This is a genomic window from Photobacterium sanguinicancri (assembly GCF_024346675.1).
In the GTDB taxonomy this organism is placed as follows: domain Bacteria; phylum Pseudomonadota; class Gammaproteobacteria; order Enterobacterales; family Vibrionaceae; genus Photobacterium; species Photobacterium sanguinicancri.
In genome coordinates this window covers 755,990-771,558 of the sequence record NZ_AP024850.1, presented here as the reverse complement: position 1 = coordinate 771,558, position 15,569 = coordinate 755,990, and the positions used below count along the sequence as shown (strand labels likewise).

Here is a 15,569-nt window from a genome sequence, read left to right as displayed (position 1 = left end):
CCTGTTAAATTTTGGCTATTGGAGCAAAAGTACCTTGTGTTAGCTTAACCAAATCTTGCGGAGACAATTCAATTTCAAGCCCGCGTCGACCAGCGCTCACACAAATACTTGAAAAGGCCGTTGCTGATTGATCAACAAATGTTGGTAAGCGCTTTTTCTGACCTAATGGACTGATCCCCCCGACCACATACCCTGTGGTTTTTTCAGCAATAGCAGGATCCGCCATATCTGCTTTCTTGCCACCCGCCGCTTTTGCCGCGGATTTAAGATCAAGCATACCGGCGACAGGAACTACTGCTACCGCAAGCTTTTTGGGGTCACCGTTTAATGCAAATAACAGTGTTTTAAAAACCTGTTGCGGATCTTGCCCTAAAGCATCAGCGGCTTCTAAACCAAAATTGGTGTTAGCTGGGTCGTGTTCATACTGATGAACTTGATATGAGATGCCTTGTTTTTTCGCTAATTTAATTGCTGGTGTCATGCTCTTCATTCTTGCTGGTTCAAATCAATACTTTCATCATACGCTTTTCAAACCATAAAAAAACGGCTCCTCTAAAGGAGCCGTTCTCTTTGATTTAATTCACGCTTATTTATAAATGATTTCGCCTTTAGGCGCGTAGGCATTCACATCAACAGGGCTATTTGTTTCTAAGAACTCTTTAAGGACTTCTGCATCAACAAAACCAGTGTTTACATAACCTGGGTGGTCAGCCAATTTAGGGTAACCATCGCCGCCCGCAGCGTTAAAACTTGGCACAGTGAAACGGTATGTCGCTTTAGGATCTAGCTTTTTACCGTTAAGTACCACGTTGTTTACTTGACCATTCGCTACCGTCATTGAAATACCGTAGAACTGTGCGTAAGCACCAGAGTCGATAGGCTTGGTCGCAACGACATTAAGGTAATCAAGTACTTCTGCACCGCTCATATCAGTGTAAGTTACGATATTGCCGAATGGTTGAACCGTAAGCACATCTTTGTAAGTGATATCGCCCGCGGCAATAGAATCACGTACACCGCCCGAGTTCATTACCGCAAAATCTGCTTTGGCACGCTGCATATGTGATGCTGCAATCAGACGACCTAAGTTAGTTTGCTTAAAGCGCACAACACCGCGGTCACCTTCCAGTTTACCGTTTGATTCAGCAATCTTAACGTTAAGTTGATCTTGGCCTTTTTCTTGGTAAGGCGTTAAGAAATCAAGCACTTCTTCATTTTTAACAATTTCATCTTGAATGAATACGCGCTTTTTCGAGCCATCAGCCAACTTCACTTTTTTCTTCAAGTTCACTGGTACAAGATCGTAGCTCACCATACGTAGTTCGCCGTTTTGGAATTCGAAATCCGCACGACCTACATATTTACCCCATTCGTGCGCCTGAACAATCCAAGTACCATTTTGGCTATCAGGCTTACAAGCATCACCTGGTTTGAAGTTCTTGTTGTACATGTTTGGACCTTCCATGCACACAGGTTCTTGCGAGTGGCCACCGACGATCATATCCAGATCGCCTTCTTGAAGGTAGCGCGCTAATGCAACATCACCCGGCGCATTCACACCACGGTTACCATTGGCATAGTGACCCATGTGAGTCGCGGCAATGATCACGTCAGGATTTTCAGTTTCACGCAGCTCTGCAATCACTTTTTTCGCTTCAGCTTTAGGATCGCGGAACTCTACCCCACCGATATATTCAGGGTTACCAATTTTTGCAGTATCTTCCGTTGTTAGGCCGATAACCGCAATTTTGATACCTTGTTGTTCAAAGATTTGATACGGCTGGAATAAACGCTCACCGGTTTTTTTATCGTAAATATTGGCAGAAAGAAATGGGAAGTCAGCCCAACCTTCTTGCTTACGAAGTACATCAAGTGGGTTATCAAATTCGTGATTACCCAATGCCATTGCATCGTAACCTAGCATGTTCATGCCTTTAAAATCAGGCTCAGCATCTTGAAGATCTGATTCAGGTACACCGGTGTTGATATCGCCACCAGAAAGAAGCAACGTTGTGCCACCTTCAGCTTTTACTTCAGTACGAATTTGGTCAAGCAGGGTTTTACGCGCAGCCATACCATACTCACCGTATTTGTTTTCCCAAAAACGGCCATGGTTATCGTTCGTGTGAAGGATAGTAATTTTGTAGGCTTTATCAGCATCCCACGTAGGAGCGTTACTATCAGCTTGGCTTGCACAGCCACTGAGTACTGCAAGTAAAGCTGCACTTAATGCAGTCTTAGCAAATAGGCGTTGCTTCATGAATATCACCTTAATTCAGTTATTATTATTCCTTTATGCCACTACTCTTTACTGCGCTCAAAAAGGCAACCGTTAGGAGTAGAAATCGGCGTTAGTTTAAAATAATTACTGATATCAAGTGCATCCATTTCATGAATATGTCGGTTAGCTCACCCTACAGTGGCACTAATTGTCTGATTTATTGCAAATTTGCATAAAAAAGCTCTACCGAAGTAGAGCTTGATAAGAATTGGCTTTATCTATGCTTACGCATAATTGTGTATAAGGCTCACTAGGCAGTAGCAGCCTCACGCGCTGCATGCTTAATAAACACAGCAGCAACAGCAGCAATCGCTAAGAAGAAACAGTAATAAGAATGACTCACCACTTCTAATGGTGATAAGCCAAAAACAGAGCCCAATAATAGTGCTTGCGCGCCGTACGGTAGAATACCTTGGATGACACACGAGAATATATCAAGCAAACTTGCCGCTCGACGAGGCGTCACACCGTTGGTTTCAGCTAGCTCACGCGCGACACCACCCGATACGATAATCGCCACCGTATTATTAGCAGTACAGCAGTTAGTTAGACTAACAAGGCTCGCGATACCCAATTCGCTGGCACGCAAGTTTTGTCCTTTCGTGTGCGCTTTACTAAACACGTTAATCACACGACTAATCAGCTGTGTTAGATACGCTAAGCCACCTTGTTGGCGCATTAACTCGCCCATACCGCCAATTAACATCGACAGTAAGAAGATCTCTTGCATATTGCCAAAACCAGCATAGATATCTTTCGCATACGTCGCGAAGCCATAGCCATCTGTTGCCACTAAACCAACGCCACCAGCAAGAACAATACCCAAGCTAAGTACCACAAAGACATTCACGCCAGATACCGCGAGTACTAAAATGGTAATGTAAGGCAGCACCTTCAACCATTCAACATCACCCGTTGCTGGCACATCAGTGGCGGTACTACTCGCCGCAAACAATAAAATCGCGGCAATAGCAGCAGGCAAAGCAATGCCGATATTCTCTTTGAATTTATCGCGCATCTGACAGCCTTGTGAGCGTGTCGAGGCAATCGTTGTATCAGAGATAATAGATAAGTTATCACCAAACATGGCACCGCTCAGTACCACACCCGCAGTTAGAGCAACATCCATACCTGCAGCTTGCGCAATACCTAAAGCAACGGGGGCAACCGCTGCAATTGTGCCCATTGATGTGCCCATCGCCGTCGCAATAAAGGCAGAAATAACGAAAATACCCGGCAGAATCAAGCTTGACGGTAGCATCGACAAACCAAGGTTAACGGTCGCATCTACCCCACCCGTTGCTTTCGCAACAGACGCAAAGGCACCCGCTAATAAATAAATCATACACATAGCGATAATATCGCCATGGCCTACACCTTTAATAAACTGCTCTATCGCTTTATTCAGTTTATTTTTACTCAGTAATAGCGCAACAACGACAGCTGGTAATGCTGCAACAGGGGCTGGTAACTGGTAGAAGGCAAAATCGACACCTTGAAAGGTTAAATAACTCCCGACACCAATAAAGAGGGTTAGAAATACCCCTAGCGGTAAGAGCGCAAGTGCTGACGGCGCAATGGGCTGATCAGACTGAGATTGTGTTGTGTTCGGCATGATGGCTTTAGTCATCTATTTTAGAATTTGGCTTAGACTAAAACTAACCCCTAGCCGAGTCAACATCTAGACGTCTAAACATCCAAATTAAAATATGCACCACGAATTGCGTATAATACAAATCTCACATTTAGTTTAATTTATAAATTAAAACTAAAAAGTTTATTTTTTATATACGATGATAAATAACTTTTATATCCACAATTAATTTTATTATTCAAAAATAATTAAAATACAAATTTAACAGTAAAACAATCTGCCCTATAAAACAAACACGTGCACAATTATAACTTTAAAGCTAAAATATAATTCCTTTTCAATATAATCATAAAAACTATGAAATTATCTTTAAAGAAGAAGTTCATCAGTGCTAGTTTAGCGGCAGTTGTTATTATGGCAACCGCATTAACTTGGTTAGCTTCCGACCAGTTATATAATGAGACACGTAATGGTGTAATTTCTCGCGCATACAGCTTAACAAATGCCGCAAGTAATACAGTTCGTGAATGGGTTAATATTCGAGGTAGTATTACCAAAGCATTCTCACCTTATATAAACAGCACTAATCCAACGCCTTTTCTACAACAAGCAAAACAAGCTGGTGACTTTGAAGACATCTACTTCAGTGACAGTAATGGCAAGGTCTATGGCTCTATATCTGATCGTAACTACAGTGCTTACGACCCACGTGAGCGCCCGTGGTACAAGGGTGCAGCGGCAGAAGGTAAACAAACAATTACATCAGCTTACCGTGATGCAATGAGTGGTTCACTCATGGTAACCATTACTGAACCTGTGTATAAAAATGGCCGCCTAGTTGGCGTAATTGGTTCAGATGTTTTAATTGATCAGCTTATTGATGAAGTGGTTAACCTAGATGCAGGTAAAAATGCTTATGCGATGTTACTGGATAACCGTGATGGTACATTCTTAGCACATCCAAATAAAAACTTATTGCTAAAACCAATCAGCCAATATAATAGTGAGTTCAACCAATCAAGTATTAAAAAAGCAATACAAGATAAATCAATTGAAACTCTCAATATTGATGGTGACGATAAATTAATTTACTTTATACAAGTTCCAAATACGACTTGGACACTTGGCGTTGAGATGGATCGAAACACTGAAGAGGCAAGTTTAACGTCATCCCTCCGTCAATTAATCATCGTTTCAATTCTAATTACACTGGCAGTAGTAGCCGCTGTTACTTTCTTGGTTAACTTTTTATTCCGCGATCTTGATCATGTATCTGTCGCATTAGCAGAAATTGCATCAGGTGAAGGCGATTTAACGCAACGCTTAGAACCACGTAGTGACGATGAAGTTGGTCAATTGGCCCTTAACTTCAACCGCTTTGTCGGTAACATGCACCAAATGGTGTTGCGTTTACGTGATGTGTCTGACTCATTAGGTGAGCAAGCGCGTACAACCGCATCACAAGCAGAAGAGCGCAGCACGCGCATCCAACACCAGCAAGATGAAATCAACATGGTTGCCACTGCGATTAATGAAATGGCGGCAGCAACTCAAGAGATCGCAGGTAATGCAGATAACACTGCGCAAACATCGGGTGAAACCGTTAGCGCGGCAGAGCATGGTTCTGAGCAAGTCACTCAAAGTCAGCAATCTATTTCGAGCTTAGCTGGTGAAGTTGAAACGGCGACAGGTGTGATTGGTGAGCTCAATACACATGCGCAAAGCATCAACACCATTCTTTCAACCATTCAAGGTATTGCAGAACAAACCAACTTACTTGCGTTGAATGCCGCCATTGAAGCCGCACGCGCCGGCGAGCAAGGCCGGGGTTTTGCTGTTGTGGCCGATGAAGTTCGAGTACTGAGCCAACGTACTCACGCTTCAACACAAGAAATCCAGCAGATGATTGAAACACTACAGCAAACAACAGGCCGCGCTGTGGGCATTATGGAGAACAGCCGCCACTTAGCGGAAACCTCAGTTGATGATGCCAATGCCGCTTCAGCAAGCTTGTCGCAAATTAATAATGCCGTCACTAACATCAGTGATATGGCAACTCAAATTGCCTCTGCCGCTGAAGAGCAGTCATCGGTAACAGAAGAAATCACCCGCAATACCCAAGGTATTCGCGATGTGTCTGATGAGCTGGCGCTAGAAGCCGATGAAGCAGCACGACAAGCAGCTGAATTATCACAGCTATCACACGAATTGCAGCAAGAGATTAACCGCTTCAAGCTATAACCCCACCAACAGACTCTACACGTAGTAGAGTCTATTAGTTAAAATCAAGGCATAGCGTAAATCATTTATTGCGCGCTATGCCTTTTCATTAAATAACGCTTTATTTACCCTCTTCAATATACTTTTTTGCATACCGCTTTATTTCTTTCGTAAAATATCTTCACGATCAATGCTCTATTACTTTTGTTTTTCAGAACAAATGCAACTTGATTAGTATTCCACTGGCGTATATTTCAATACTGCCATTTAAACGTCGCTTTTTGATGCTTAATTACAAGTCAAACGTCATAAAAAACACGCAGCATTTATTATGAATAAAAATATTAATAAATTAATTAAATACCCGTGCATATTAAAAAGTATGTTTATAAACTTAGTGTCCCAAACAGTTCCTAAATATGACATTGAAGTAGACAATGACCTTAACATTAAAACAAAAACTCATTGGAGCTAGCCTTTCAGCCGTTGTACTAATGGCAACAGCTTTAACCTGGCTGGCAGCAAACCAACTAAACAACCAAACTCGTAATGGCGTTTATTCCCGCGTAAATAGCCTATCAACCGCAGCAACCGATGGTATCAGTGATTGGGTTAACATCCGTCGAGATATCGCTAGTGCATTTAACGATCATGCTAGCCAAGCAGATGTTGTTCCTTTCCTGAAGCAAGCTCGTAATGCCGGTGGATTTGACGATATTTTCTTAGGTACTCCACAAGGTGATATGTACCGCTCTCATCCAGAACGTAACCGAGCGGACTACGATCCACGTACTCGACCTTGGTACAAAGATGCAAACAGTGCTGGCAAACAAATTATTACTACCGCCTATCAAGATGCCATTACTAACGCACTATTAGTGACTATTGCAGAACCCGTTCGTAAAAATGGTCAGCTAGTAGGTGTTGTTGGCGCAGATGTACTAATCGATCAGTTGATTGATGATGTGATTAACCTTGATGCAGGCAAAAATGCTTATGCCATGTTGATCAATAAGCAAGACGGTACATTTTTAGCTCATCCAAATAAGTCTTTATTACTGCAACCTATCAACCGCTACAGCAGTGCGTTCTCCTTGTCTGCCATCGATACACAAATGCGATCCAATCAGATTGAAAATATGCAGATCAAAGGTGTTGATAAGCTCGTTCACTTCACTGCTATCCCGGATACCGACTGGATCCTTGGTATCGAAATGGATCAAGCAACAGAAGAAGCAAGCATGCATAGCCTGATGCGCCAACTGTTCATCACCTCGATTGTGATCACTATTATTGTGGTCGCTATTGTGGCTTGGCTAGTTAACTTCTTGTTCCGCGATCTTATGCGTGTATCTGATGCACTCGCAGAAATCGCATCAGGGGAAGGCGATTTAACCCAGCGTCTTGAGCCACGCAGCGATGATGAAGTCGGTCAACTAGCTCTTAATTTCAACCGCTTTGTCGGTAACATGCACCAAATGGTGATGCGCTTACGTGATGTTTCTGATTCGTTAGGCCAACAAGCGCAAACAACGGCATCGCAAGCAGAAGAACGCAGCACTCGTATTCAACATCAACAAGATGAAATCAATATGGTTGCCACTGCGATTAATGAAATGGCGGCAGCAACACAGGAAATCGCCGGTAATGCAGATAATACCGCGCAAACATCAGGTGAAACGGTGAGTGCAGCAGAGCATGGTTCAACCCAAGTTACCCAAAGTCAGCACTCGATCTCTAGCCTTGCCGGTGAAGTCGAAACCGCAACAGGTGTGATTGGTGAGTTAAATACACATGCGCAAAGTATCAATACTATCCTTTCGACCATTCAAGGGATTGCCGAGCAAACTAACCTACTGGCATTGAATGCCGCAATTGAAGCTGCTCGTGCAGGTGAACAAGGCCGTGGCTTCGCCGTTGTAGCCGATGAAGTACGTGTATTGAGCCAACGTACTCACGCTTCAACGCAAGAAATCCAGCAGATGATTGAGACGCTACAGCAAACAACAGGTCGCGCTGTCGGTATAATGGAAAACAGTCGCCACTTAGCTGAAACTTCAGTTGATGATGCAAACGCAGCCTCTGCTAGCCTGTCACAGATTAATACAGCAGTGACCAATATTAGCGATATGGCGACACAAATTGCCTCTGCTGCTGAAGAGCAATCTTCAGTTACAGAAGAAATCACTCGCAATACTCAGGGTATTCGCGATGTGTCTGATGAACTGGCATTAGAAGCCGACGAAGCTGCGCGACAAGCTGCTGAACTCTCTTCATTGTCACATCAGCTACAACAAGAAATTAATCAGTTTAAGCTATAAGCCAGCCTGAAAATGAAACAAAAAAGGGTGTCACTGAATCAGTGACACCCTTTTCTTTTACCTATTAGTCAGTATCTACTAACCCTGACTCCGCTTATATCAATAGCGCACGGTTAAAAATTGAATAAGATTGCAGATACCGCCAGCACACCAACCACTAAAATAAAGTGATTACTCACTTTGCCACGATAACGGCGTAACGATTCAACTTTATAAACCGCAATAACTGGCATGATAAATAAAATCATCGCAATCACTGGGCCTGAAAAGGCTTCCATCATGCCTAAAATACTCGGGTTCATCACAGCTGCTCCCCAAATACTCAGCATCATAAAGACAATTCCCGCTTTATCTGTCGCTTTTGGCGACAAACTAGAATGCTTACGGACTAAACCATTAAAACTCTCGCGCGCACCTAAAAAGTGACCAAGAAATGATGATGATATGGCAATAAAGGCAATCAGCGGACCAAGCAGAACAATAAAAGGATTGTCATGAATATTAGCAAGGTAAGACAGTACAGAGACATTCTGCGCTTTCGCTTCAAGTAGTTGCTCTGGGCTTAAGCTTAAGACACAAGAGAAAACGAAGAACAGTACAAAGCCAATCAGCATGATAGAGGTACGCTTTAGAATATGTTCCGCTTTATCGTTAGCGGCTTTACCGTAGTGACGACGCTGCGCTTGGGCAAAACTTGAGATTGCAGCTGCATGACTAAATGCAAAAACCGTCACAGGTACAGAAAGCCAAACTGTCAGTGAAAAATCCCCCACACTTGGTAGCGCACCCATAGTTGGTAAATGCCAGTTGGGGATCATGTATACCGAAAGGCAAAATAGAATTGCAGCCAGCGGATAAACAATAATTTCAAAGGCTTTTAGCATCACCTTTTCACCCGCTAGCATGATGGTGATCATACTAAAAACCAGTAGACCAGATAAGGCAATACGCGATGGCGAACCGAAGCCCAGTTGATTAACAATAAAGCTATCAACAGTATTCGTTAGACCGACGCCGTAAATCAACAAGATCGGGAAAATAGACAGAAAATACAATACCGAGATCACTAGACCAGCCGAGCGGCCAAAATGCTCTTCTACTACATCGGTAAAATCTGCTTTCTGATTACGAGAAGAAAGAACAAAACGCGCTAAACCACGGTGTGCAAAGTAGGTCATCGGAAATGCAAGTAAGGACATCAACACTAAGGGCCAAAAGCCACCCGCACCAATGTTGATTGGCAAGAAGAGAATACCCGCCCCCACTGCGGTACCAAATAAGCTTAGCATCCAGCTTGTATCGTGTTTACTCCATGAAGAACTGGACACGTCTTCATTGCTTACTGGTATATCTTGAGATAATGACACGTAACAACCTACTTCTGCGGAATTAAAATCTGGCCGAAGTATATCGGCTTGGCATTTAATTCTCACAAAGCGAACGACAAACATCTCACTCCGTAACCATGAAATATATAGTTACATCCCCCACCATAAAAGAGGTGGATACTTTAATTCGCTACTAAGTGGCCAGTTAAGCAGAGCTATCCACCAAATTTTTCAAATTTTCATTTTTTTATTGCCGAACAAAAAAGCCCCAGTAGGCGAACTTACTGGGGCTTTTCACTATAACTAGTATGCACTAGTGCACTGATAATCAGTTAATTTCGATTGGCTCGAACGCTTTAACAAGATCATCAAGTTGTTTAATTTGCTTCAAGAAGGGTTCTAGCTTATCAAGAGGGAAAGCCGAAGGGCCATCACAGCGTGCTTGATCTGGGGTTGGGTGCGCTTCCATAAATAGGCCCGCAATACCCGCAGCAATACCACAACGCGCAAGATCAACCGTTTGCTCGCGACGACCACCAGAAGCTGCACCTTGAGGATCACGGCACTGAAGTGCATGTGTCACATCAAAGATGATTGGGCTGCCTTTTGATGCTTTTTTCATCACATCGAAACCAAGCATATCAACAACAAGATTGTCGTAACCGTGCAGTACACCACGCTCACAAAGAATGATATTTTCGTTACCACACTCTGCAAATTTCTCTGTAATGTTACCCACTTGACCTGGGCTCATGAACTGTGGTTTTTTCACGTTGATCACAGCACCCGTTTTCGCCATTGTCTGAACCAAATCAGTTTGACGCGCAAGGAAAGCAGGAAGCTGAATAACATCAACCACATCAGCAACAGGCTGAGCTTGGTGATGTTCGTGAATATCCGTGATGATCTTCACACCAAACGTGTCTTTCAGTTCTTGGAAAATCTTAAGCCCTTCTTCCATACCAGGGCCACGGTATGAATGAACAGATGAACGGTTCGCTTTATCGAAAGACGCTTTGAAGACATAAGGGATACCAAGCTTGTCTGTCACTTTTACGTAATGTTCACAGATCTTCATCGCTAAATCGCGAGATTCAAGCACGTTCATGCCACCAAACAGGACAAACGGTTTGTCGTTTGCTACATCAAGATCGCCAACGCGAACTACTTTCTGTTCCATCATTATCTTTTCTCTTTATTAGTGAAGGGTCAGCGGCTCTTCGTTCAGGGCTGCTACTTGCAACTTCAATAACTCAGCTGCAGGGTCTTCAGGGCATTGTTCAATAAAATAGCTATAATCAGAGGCTGCAGCATGGCTACAGTCTAGCTTTTGATAAATATAACCACGGTCACGAATTTCATGCGGATCGTCTGGCTGCATCTTCAAAGCAAGATCGCTACAGCGCAACGCATCGGTATATTGCTCTTCACGCAGTAAAGCGCTTTTCATTACCGTTAACCAACGCTTAATTATATCGCTGTTGGTCGCATTTTCGAGATCTCTTGCGCCAATTTGTGCGAATGGGCCTTTCGCCCCTTTAAGCCAACCACCTAAAGTACGTAGGCTTAAAAATTCACCGTCAAATGGGTTGATATACTGAATTTCGCTATCATACCAAGTCACTTTCAAAATGAATTGGGTGGGGAAACCGACACTACTAACAGGTAGATCAAGGTGATTAGCCAAATAAAGAAAGATAGCACCTAAACTCACAGGAATACCGCGCTTACGATCTAACACTTTATCGAGGTAGATATTGTCAGACGAGAAGTATTGCTGTTCATCCCCTTCAAAGCCCCACTCACGATAAAATAAACGAATCAAGCCATCCAATCGTACATGTGGGTTAGGTTCATCCATCAACGCGTGTTCAGCTTCTTTTGCCATACGCTCAAGTTGGATTTGTACCCAGCCTTTCGGAAATGAAGGATCCGTTAACGCTGTCATCGCTAATGCTCCTTCAACAAGTGGCATTTGCTCTAATTCTTCATGACTAAAGTTCACGTCAATCACCCTAAAAATGATGTTTTGGTCATTGCGATATTAGCGGCAGCAACTAGCCAACCTAACGCACCAAAATACGCGAACGTTTTAAAAACTTTATTTTTACCGTATTTCAATGTGAAAAAGCCCAACGCAATGTACGCCAGCACACAACTTAGTTTTTGTGTTAACCAGCTTCCAGCTTCGGTAAACGGCATAAAGCCCGTTATGAAGATCAGCGCCACACCCGACAGTAATAGAAACGTATCAACGACGTGGGGTGCTATTTTGAGGAATTTTTTTTCATTCAGCGTGGAATTAGCCATCATCAAGCAATAACGAACTGTAAATAACAATACGCTCAGAACGATAGCCAGCATGTGGAAGTGTTTAGCTGCTGCATACATAGTTTTGTCTCTCTATCCTTGCCAACACCCAAGCGTTACGCGATCTAATCCTGCGTAATCTTGAGCTGTCTCTACTTGGGTATACCCCAAATCCTGTAAAATCTGACGAACGGCGAAGCCTTGCTCAAAGCCATGCTCCATCAATAACCAGCCATCCGTTTGTAAATGCTGTCGGCCTTGCTCACTGATAATTCGAATATCAGCTAAACCATTATCTGGCGCAACAAGTGCTGTTAGCGGTTCAAACCGCACATCCCCTTGCGCTAAATGCGGGTCTTGATCGTCAATATAAGGCGGGTTACTCGCAATCACAGCAAACTGATCATTGGCTGATAACGGGCTATACCAACTTCCAGACAAAAAAGCCGCATTGGTAATACCCAAACGTTGCCCATTTTCAGTCGCCAATTGCGCCGTTTCAGGACGAAGATCAATCCCAGTTACCAAGGCGTCAGCACGTTCAGAAGCCAGTGCTAGTGCAATCGCTCCCGTACCTGTTCCCAAATCTAACACTCGGCATGCTTGGCTTGGCATTTTATCCAATGCCAGCTCCACTAAGCGTTCGGTATCAGGGCGTGGGATCAAAGTATGCGGTGCGACTTTCAAAGACAGCGACCAAAATTCACGTTCACCGACAATATAAGCAATCGGCTCACCTTGAATACGCCGTGCAACTAATGCATCAAACATCTGCTGCTGCGCGTCCTCTAACGTTTTTTCTGGCCACGTCAGCAAATAACTGCGCGGTTTATCCAGCACATGACAAAGCAAAACAGCAGCATCAATGTGCGGGCTATCAGAGCCCGCATCGGTCAATTGCGCTGTAGTTTGCTTGAGCAAAGCGTCAATCGACAACGCCATTAGTTTTGTTCAGCCATTGCTGCAAGTTGATCCGCTTGGTGCTCAACCAATACTGGTTGGATCAAGCTATCTAAATCACCTTCCATCACTTCATTTAGGCGGTAAAGCGTTAACGTAATACGGTGATCCGATACACGACCTTGTGGGTAGTTATAAGTACGGATACGGTCAGAACGGTCACCCGAACCTAGTAGGTTACGACGTGTACTTGCTTCCGCTTCGTGACGACGTTCTTCTTCAGCTTTAATGATACGAGCAGCCAGTACAGACATCGCTTTTGCTTTGTTTTTATGCTGTGAACGCTCATCCTGGCACTCCACAACAGTACCTGTTGGTAAGTGCGTAATACGAATTGCAGAATCCGTGGTGTTGACGTGCTGACCACCCGCGCCTGATGCACGGAATGTATCAATTTTCAAATCTGCCGCTTTAATCTCAGGAAGGTCCGCTTCTGGGATCTCTGCCATTACAGCAACGGTACAAGCCGATGTATGAACACGACCTTGTGATTCTGTGGCCGGAACACGCTGTACACGGTGACCACCAGATTCAAATTTTAAGATACCGTAAGCACCTTCGCCGTTTACTTTCGCGATCATTTCTTTATAACCGCCTTGTTCTGAGCGGTTTTCACTGATCACTTCGATACGCCAACCTTGACGCTCAGCAAACTTGCTGTACATACGGAACAAATCACCCGCAAAGATACCCGCTTCATCACCACCCGCACCTGCACGAATTTCGACGAAACAGTTACGTTCATCATTTGGATCTTTCGGGATCAATAGTACTTGCAGCTCATCTTCCAGACGAATGATATTCGCTTTCGCGTCTTTCACTTCTTCTTGCGCCATTTCACGCATTTCAGGATCGTCTTCTTGTGCCATTTCTTCAGCGGCTTCCAAGTCTTCCTTTGCTTGTTGATACGCTTGGAAAGCTTTGGTTACTTCTTCTAGCTGAGAATATTCACGTGATAGCGCACGGAACTTATTTTGATCGCTAAGAACCCCAGGATCACCCAGTAAGTGTTGAACTTCTTCGTAACGCTCAACCAAAGTTTCTAATTTAACTAAAATGGACGGTTTCATAATTCACTACAAATCAATGTTCTGTTTATGGCGATAAGCAACATCTCTCATTAAGAATGCTTAACTTACCACCTCGAATAGGACGTCGTTATTTGCTTTTGGTGCTTAGACTCTGAGAATCTAATCCTAAGCTTTCACGAATAACGGCCAGCTTTTCCGGTTCACCGTGATGAGCCGCTTGTTGCATGGCGCGCGTTGGGGCATGAATCAACTTATTGGTGAGCTTATTACTGAGTTCGGTTAATACCTTTTCAGGATCACTACCATTAGCCAGTAACTGTAGACTGCGGCTCAATAAGTCTTGTTTAATATCATCAGCATGGCAACGGTATTGACGGATACTATCTACCGCTTCCAGTGAACGTAGCCAACTCATAAAAGCGGCGCTTTCTTCACTGACAATGGCTTCCGCTTGAATTGCAGCCACTTTACGTTGTTCACGGTTTTTGTTCACAATTCCTTGTAAGTCATCCACCGTGTAAAGATATACGTCGTTGAGATCACCCACTTCTTGCTCGATATCACGTGGAACTGCGATATCTACTAATAGCATAGGTTGGTGTCGACGTGCTTTGATCGCTTTTTCCACCATCCCTTTACCAACAATGGGTAATGGGCTGGCTGTTGAACTAATTACAATATCAGCACGGTGAAGGTGATCAGGGATTTCAGGTAAGCCGATCACCTCAGCACCAAATTCTTTAGATAATCCTGCCGCACGCTCTTTGGTGCGGTTAGCAACAATAAGGTTGTTACACCCTTGCTCAACAAGGTGGCGCGCCACAAGTTCAATTGTTTCACCTGCACCTACCAGTAAAACTGTTGCTTCTGACATAGATTCGAAAATCTGTTTTGCTAACGTACAGGCGGCAAACGCGACGGATACTGCGTTACCGCCAATATCAGTTTCAGTTCGCACCCGCTTCGCGACGGTAAAGGTTTTATGAAACAGCTTCTCTAACATGCCGTGCACCGCGTGGTGATCACCAGCATCTGAATACGCTTGTTTTACCTGACCTAATATTTGCGGTTCACCCAATACCAAGGAGTCTAAGCCACAAGCAACACGCATTAAATGGCGTACTGCAGCTTGCTCTTCATGGAAATAAAGGCTTGGCATGAGCTCATCTGCCGACAGCTGATGAAATTGGCTTAACCAATCAATAAGCACACCTGGCCCCGCTTGAGAGACGTCACAATACAGCTCCGTGCGATTGCACGTAGAGATAATAACGCCACTATTCACGTCAGGGTGTGTGCCTAGCTCATGTAGAGCGGCTGTTAGCTTATCAGGAGAAAAAGCCACTTTTTCACGCAAATCTACAGTCGCAGTATTGTGATTGATGCCTAATGCAAGCAAGGTCATGGAGACGGTGTACCAACGTTGCCAAATAAAAAGATCTAGGGCGGGATTTTACTTGATGACCCACCGTAATAAAAGGAAACAGGCAGATTCATTCATCATAGAGTACACATTTGCCGCTT

12 protein-coding genes are annotated in these 15,569 nt (G+C 43.8%); 2 read left to right on the top strand and 10 right to left on the bottom strand.

Annotation, left to right across the window (positions count from 1 at the left end):
• Positions 1 to 4 precede the first annotated feature (4 nt).
• From ybaK to OCU87_RS03890, 3 genes are all read right to left on the bottom strand, one after another.
• The gene (ybaK, locus tag OCU87_RS03900) at positions 5 to 481 is read right to left on the bottom strand and encodes a Cys-tRNA(Pro) deacylase (protein ID WP_062688148.1); all 477 of its coding nucleotides are present in this window, start codon (positions 479 to 481) and stop codon (positions 5 to 7) included.
• A gap of 105 nt (positions 482 to 586) precedes the next feature.
• A complete protein-coding gene (gene ushA / locus OCU87_RS03895; protein WP_261857862.1) occupies positions 587 to 2,260 on the bottom strand; it encodes a bifunctional UDP-sugar hydrolase/5'-nucleotidase UshA in 1,674 nt (557 codons plus the stop codon).
• 271 nt (positions 2,261 to 2,531) lie between these two features.
• The gene (locus tag OCU87_RS03890) at positions 2,532 to 3,896 is read right to left on the bottom strand and encodes a Na+/H+ antiporter NhaC family protein (protein ID WP_261857861.1); all 1,365 of its coding nucleotides are present in this window, start codon (positions 3,894 to 3,896) and stop codon (positions 2,532 to 2,534) included.
• 336 nt (positions 3,897 to 4,232) lie between these two features.
• On the opposite strand from OCU87_RS03890, the gene OCU87_RS03885 reads away from it, so the two are divergent.
• Both OCU87_RS03885 and OCU87_RS03880 read left to right on the top strand, forming a co-directional pair.
• Entirely contained in the window at positions 4,233 to 6,116 is a 1,884-nt protein-coding gene (locus tag OCU87_RS03885; RefSeq protein WP_261857860.1) for a methyl-accepting chemotaxis protein, read from the top strand.
• A 416-nt stretch (positions 6,117 to 6,532) separates the two neighbouring features.
• Positions 6,533 to 8,416 (top strand): methyl-accepting chemotaxis protein, encoded by a 1,884-nt coding sequence (locus OCU87_RS03880; protein WP_261857859.1) that lies wholly within the window; start codon positions 6,533 to 6,535, stop codon positions 8,414 to 8,416.
• Between the two features lie 113 nt (positions 8,417 to 8,529).
• Here the strand turns inward: OCU87_RS03880 and OCU87_RS03875 are convergent, their stop codons facing one another.
• The 7 genes from OCU87_RS03875 to hemA all read right to left on the bottom strand — a co-directional run bounded on the left by OCU87_RS03875 (position 8,530) and on the right by hemA (position 15,450).
• On the bottom strand, positions 8,530 to 9,783 hold the full coding sequence (locus OCU87_RS03875) for an aromatic amino acid transport family protein (protein WP_094956193.1): 1,254 nt from the start codon (positions 9,781 to 9,783) through the stop codon (positions 8,530 to 8,532).
• Between the two features lie 289 nt (positions 9,784 to 10,072).
• Positions 10,073 to 10,927: a 3-deoxy-8-phosphooctulonate synthase gene (gene kdsA, locus OCU87_RS03870; RefSeq protein ID WP_261857858.1), complete on the bottom strand. Its 855-nt coding sequence runs from the start codon at positions 10,925 to 10,927 to the stop codon at positions 10,073 to 10,075.
• Positions 10,928 to 10,942: 15 nt separating this feature from the next.
• Positions 10,943 to 11,719: a SirB1 family protein gene (locus OCU87_RS03865; protein WP_062688146.1), complete on the bottom strand. Its 777-nt coding sequence runs from the start codon at positions 11,717 to 11,719 to the stop codon at positions 10,943 to 10,945.
• 35 nt (positions 11,720 to 11,754) lie between these two features.
• Positions 11,755 to 12,135 (bottom strand): SirB2 family protein, encoded by a 381-nt coding sequence (locus OCU87_RS03860; RefSeq protein WP_062688049.1) that lies wholly within the window; start codon positions 12,133 to 12,135, stop codon positions 11,755 to 11,757.
• Between the two features lie 12 nt (positions 12,136 to 12,147).
• The gene (gene prmC, locus OCU87_RS03855) at positions 12,148 to 12,996 is read right to left on the bottom strand and encodes a peptide chain release factor N(5)-glutamine methyltransferase (protein ID WP_261857857.1); all 849 of its coding nucleotides are present in this window, start codon (positions 12,994 to 12,996) and stop codon (positions 12,148 to 12,150) included.
• On the bottom strand, positions 12,996 to 14,084 hold the full coding sequence (prfA, locus tag OCU87_RS03850) for a peptide chain release factor 1 (protein WP_062688047.1): 1,089 nt from the start codon (positions 14,082 to 14,084) through the stop codon (positions 12,996 to 12,998). Before prfA ends, prmC begins: the two co-directional genes overlap by 1 nt.
• 88 nt (positions 14,085 to 14,172) lie before the next feature.
• A complete protein-coding gene (gene hemA / locus OCU87_RS03845) occupies positions 14,173 to 15,450 on the bottom strand; it encodes a glutamyl-tRNA reductase (RefSeq protein WP_062688046.1) in 1,278 nt (425 codons plus the stop codon).
• Between the last annotated feature and the right edge of the window lie 119 nt (positions 15,451 to 15,569).

Coding starts and splice junctions, on each gene's coding strand:
- OCU87_RS03860 (WP_062688049.1), bottom strand. CDS start 12,135: ATGTATGCAGCAGCTAAACACTTCCACATGCTGGCTATCGTTCTGAGC.
- prmC (WP_261857857.1), bottom strand. CDS start 12,996: ATGGCGTTGTCGATTGACGCTTTGCTCAAGCAAACTACAGCGCAATTG.
- OCU87_RS03885 (WP_261857860.1), top strand. CDS start 4,233: ATGAAATTATCTTTAAAGAAGAAGTTCATCAGTGCTAGTTTAGCGGCA.
- prfA (WP_062688047.1), bottom strand. CDS start 14,084: ATGAAACCGTCCATTTTAGTTAAATTAGAAACTTTGGTTGAGCGTTAC.
- kdsA (WP_261857858.1), bottom strand. CDS start 10,927: ATGATGGAACAGAAAGTAGTTCGCGTTGGCGATCTTGATGTAGCAAAC.
- OCU87_RS03865 (WP_062688146.1), bottom strand. CDS start 11,719: ATGCCACTTGTTGAAGGAGCATTAGCGATGACAGCGTTAACGGATCCT.
- OCU87_RS03880 (WP_261857859.1), top strand. CDS start 6,533: ATGACCTTAACATTAAAACAAAAACTCATTGGAGCTAGCCTTTCAGCC.
- ushA (WP_261857862.1), bottom strand. CDS start 2,260: ATGAAGCAACGCCTATTTGCTAAGACTGCATTAAGTGCAGCTTTACTT.
- OCU87_RS03890 (WP_261857861.1), bottom strand. CDS start 3,896: ATGCCGAACACAACACAATCTCAGTCTGATCAGCCCATTGCGCCGTCA.
- hemA (WP_062688046.1), bottom strand. CDS start 15,450: ATGACCTTGCTTGCATTAGGCATCAATCACAATACTGCGACTGTAGAT.
- ybaK (WP_062688148.1), bottom strand. CDS start 481: ATGACACCAGCAATTAAATTAGCGAAAAAACAAGGCATCTCATATCAA.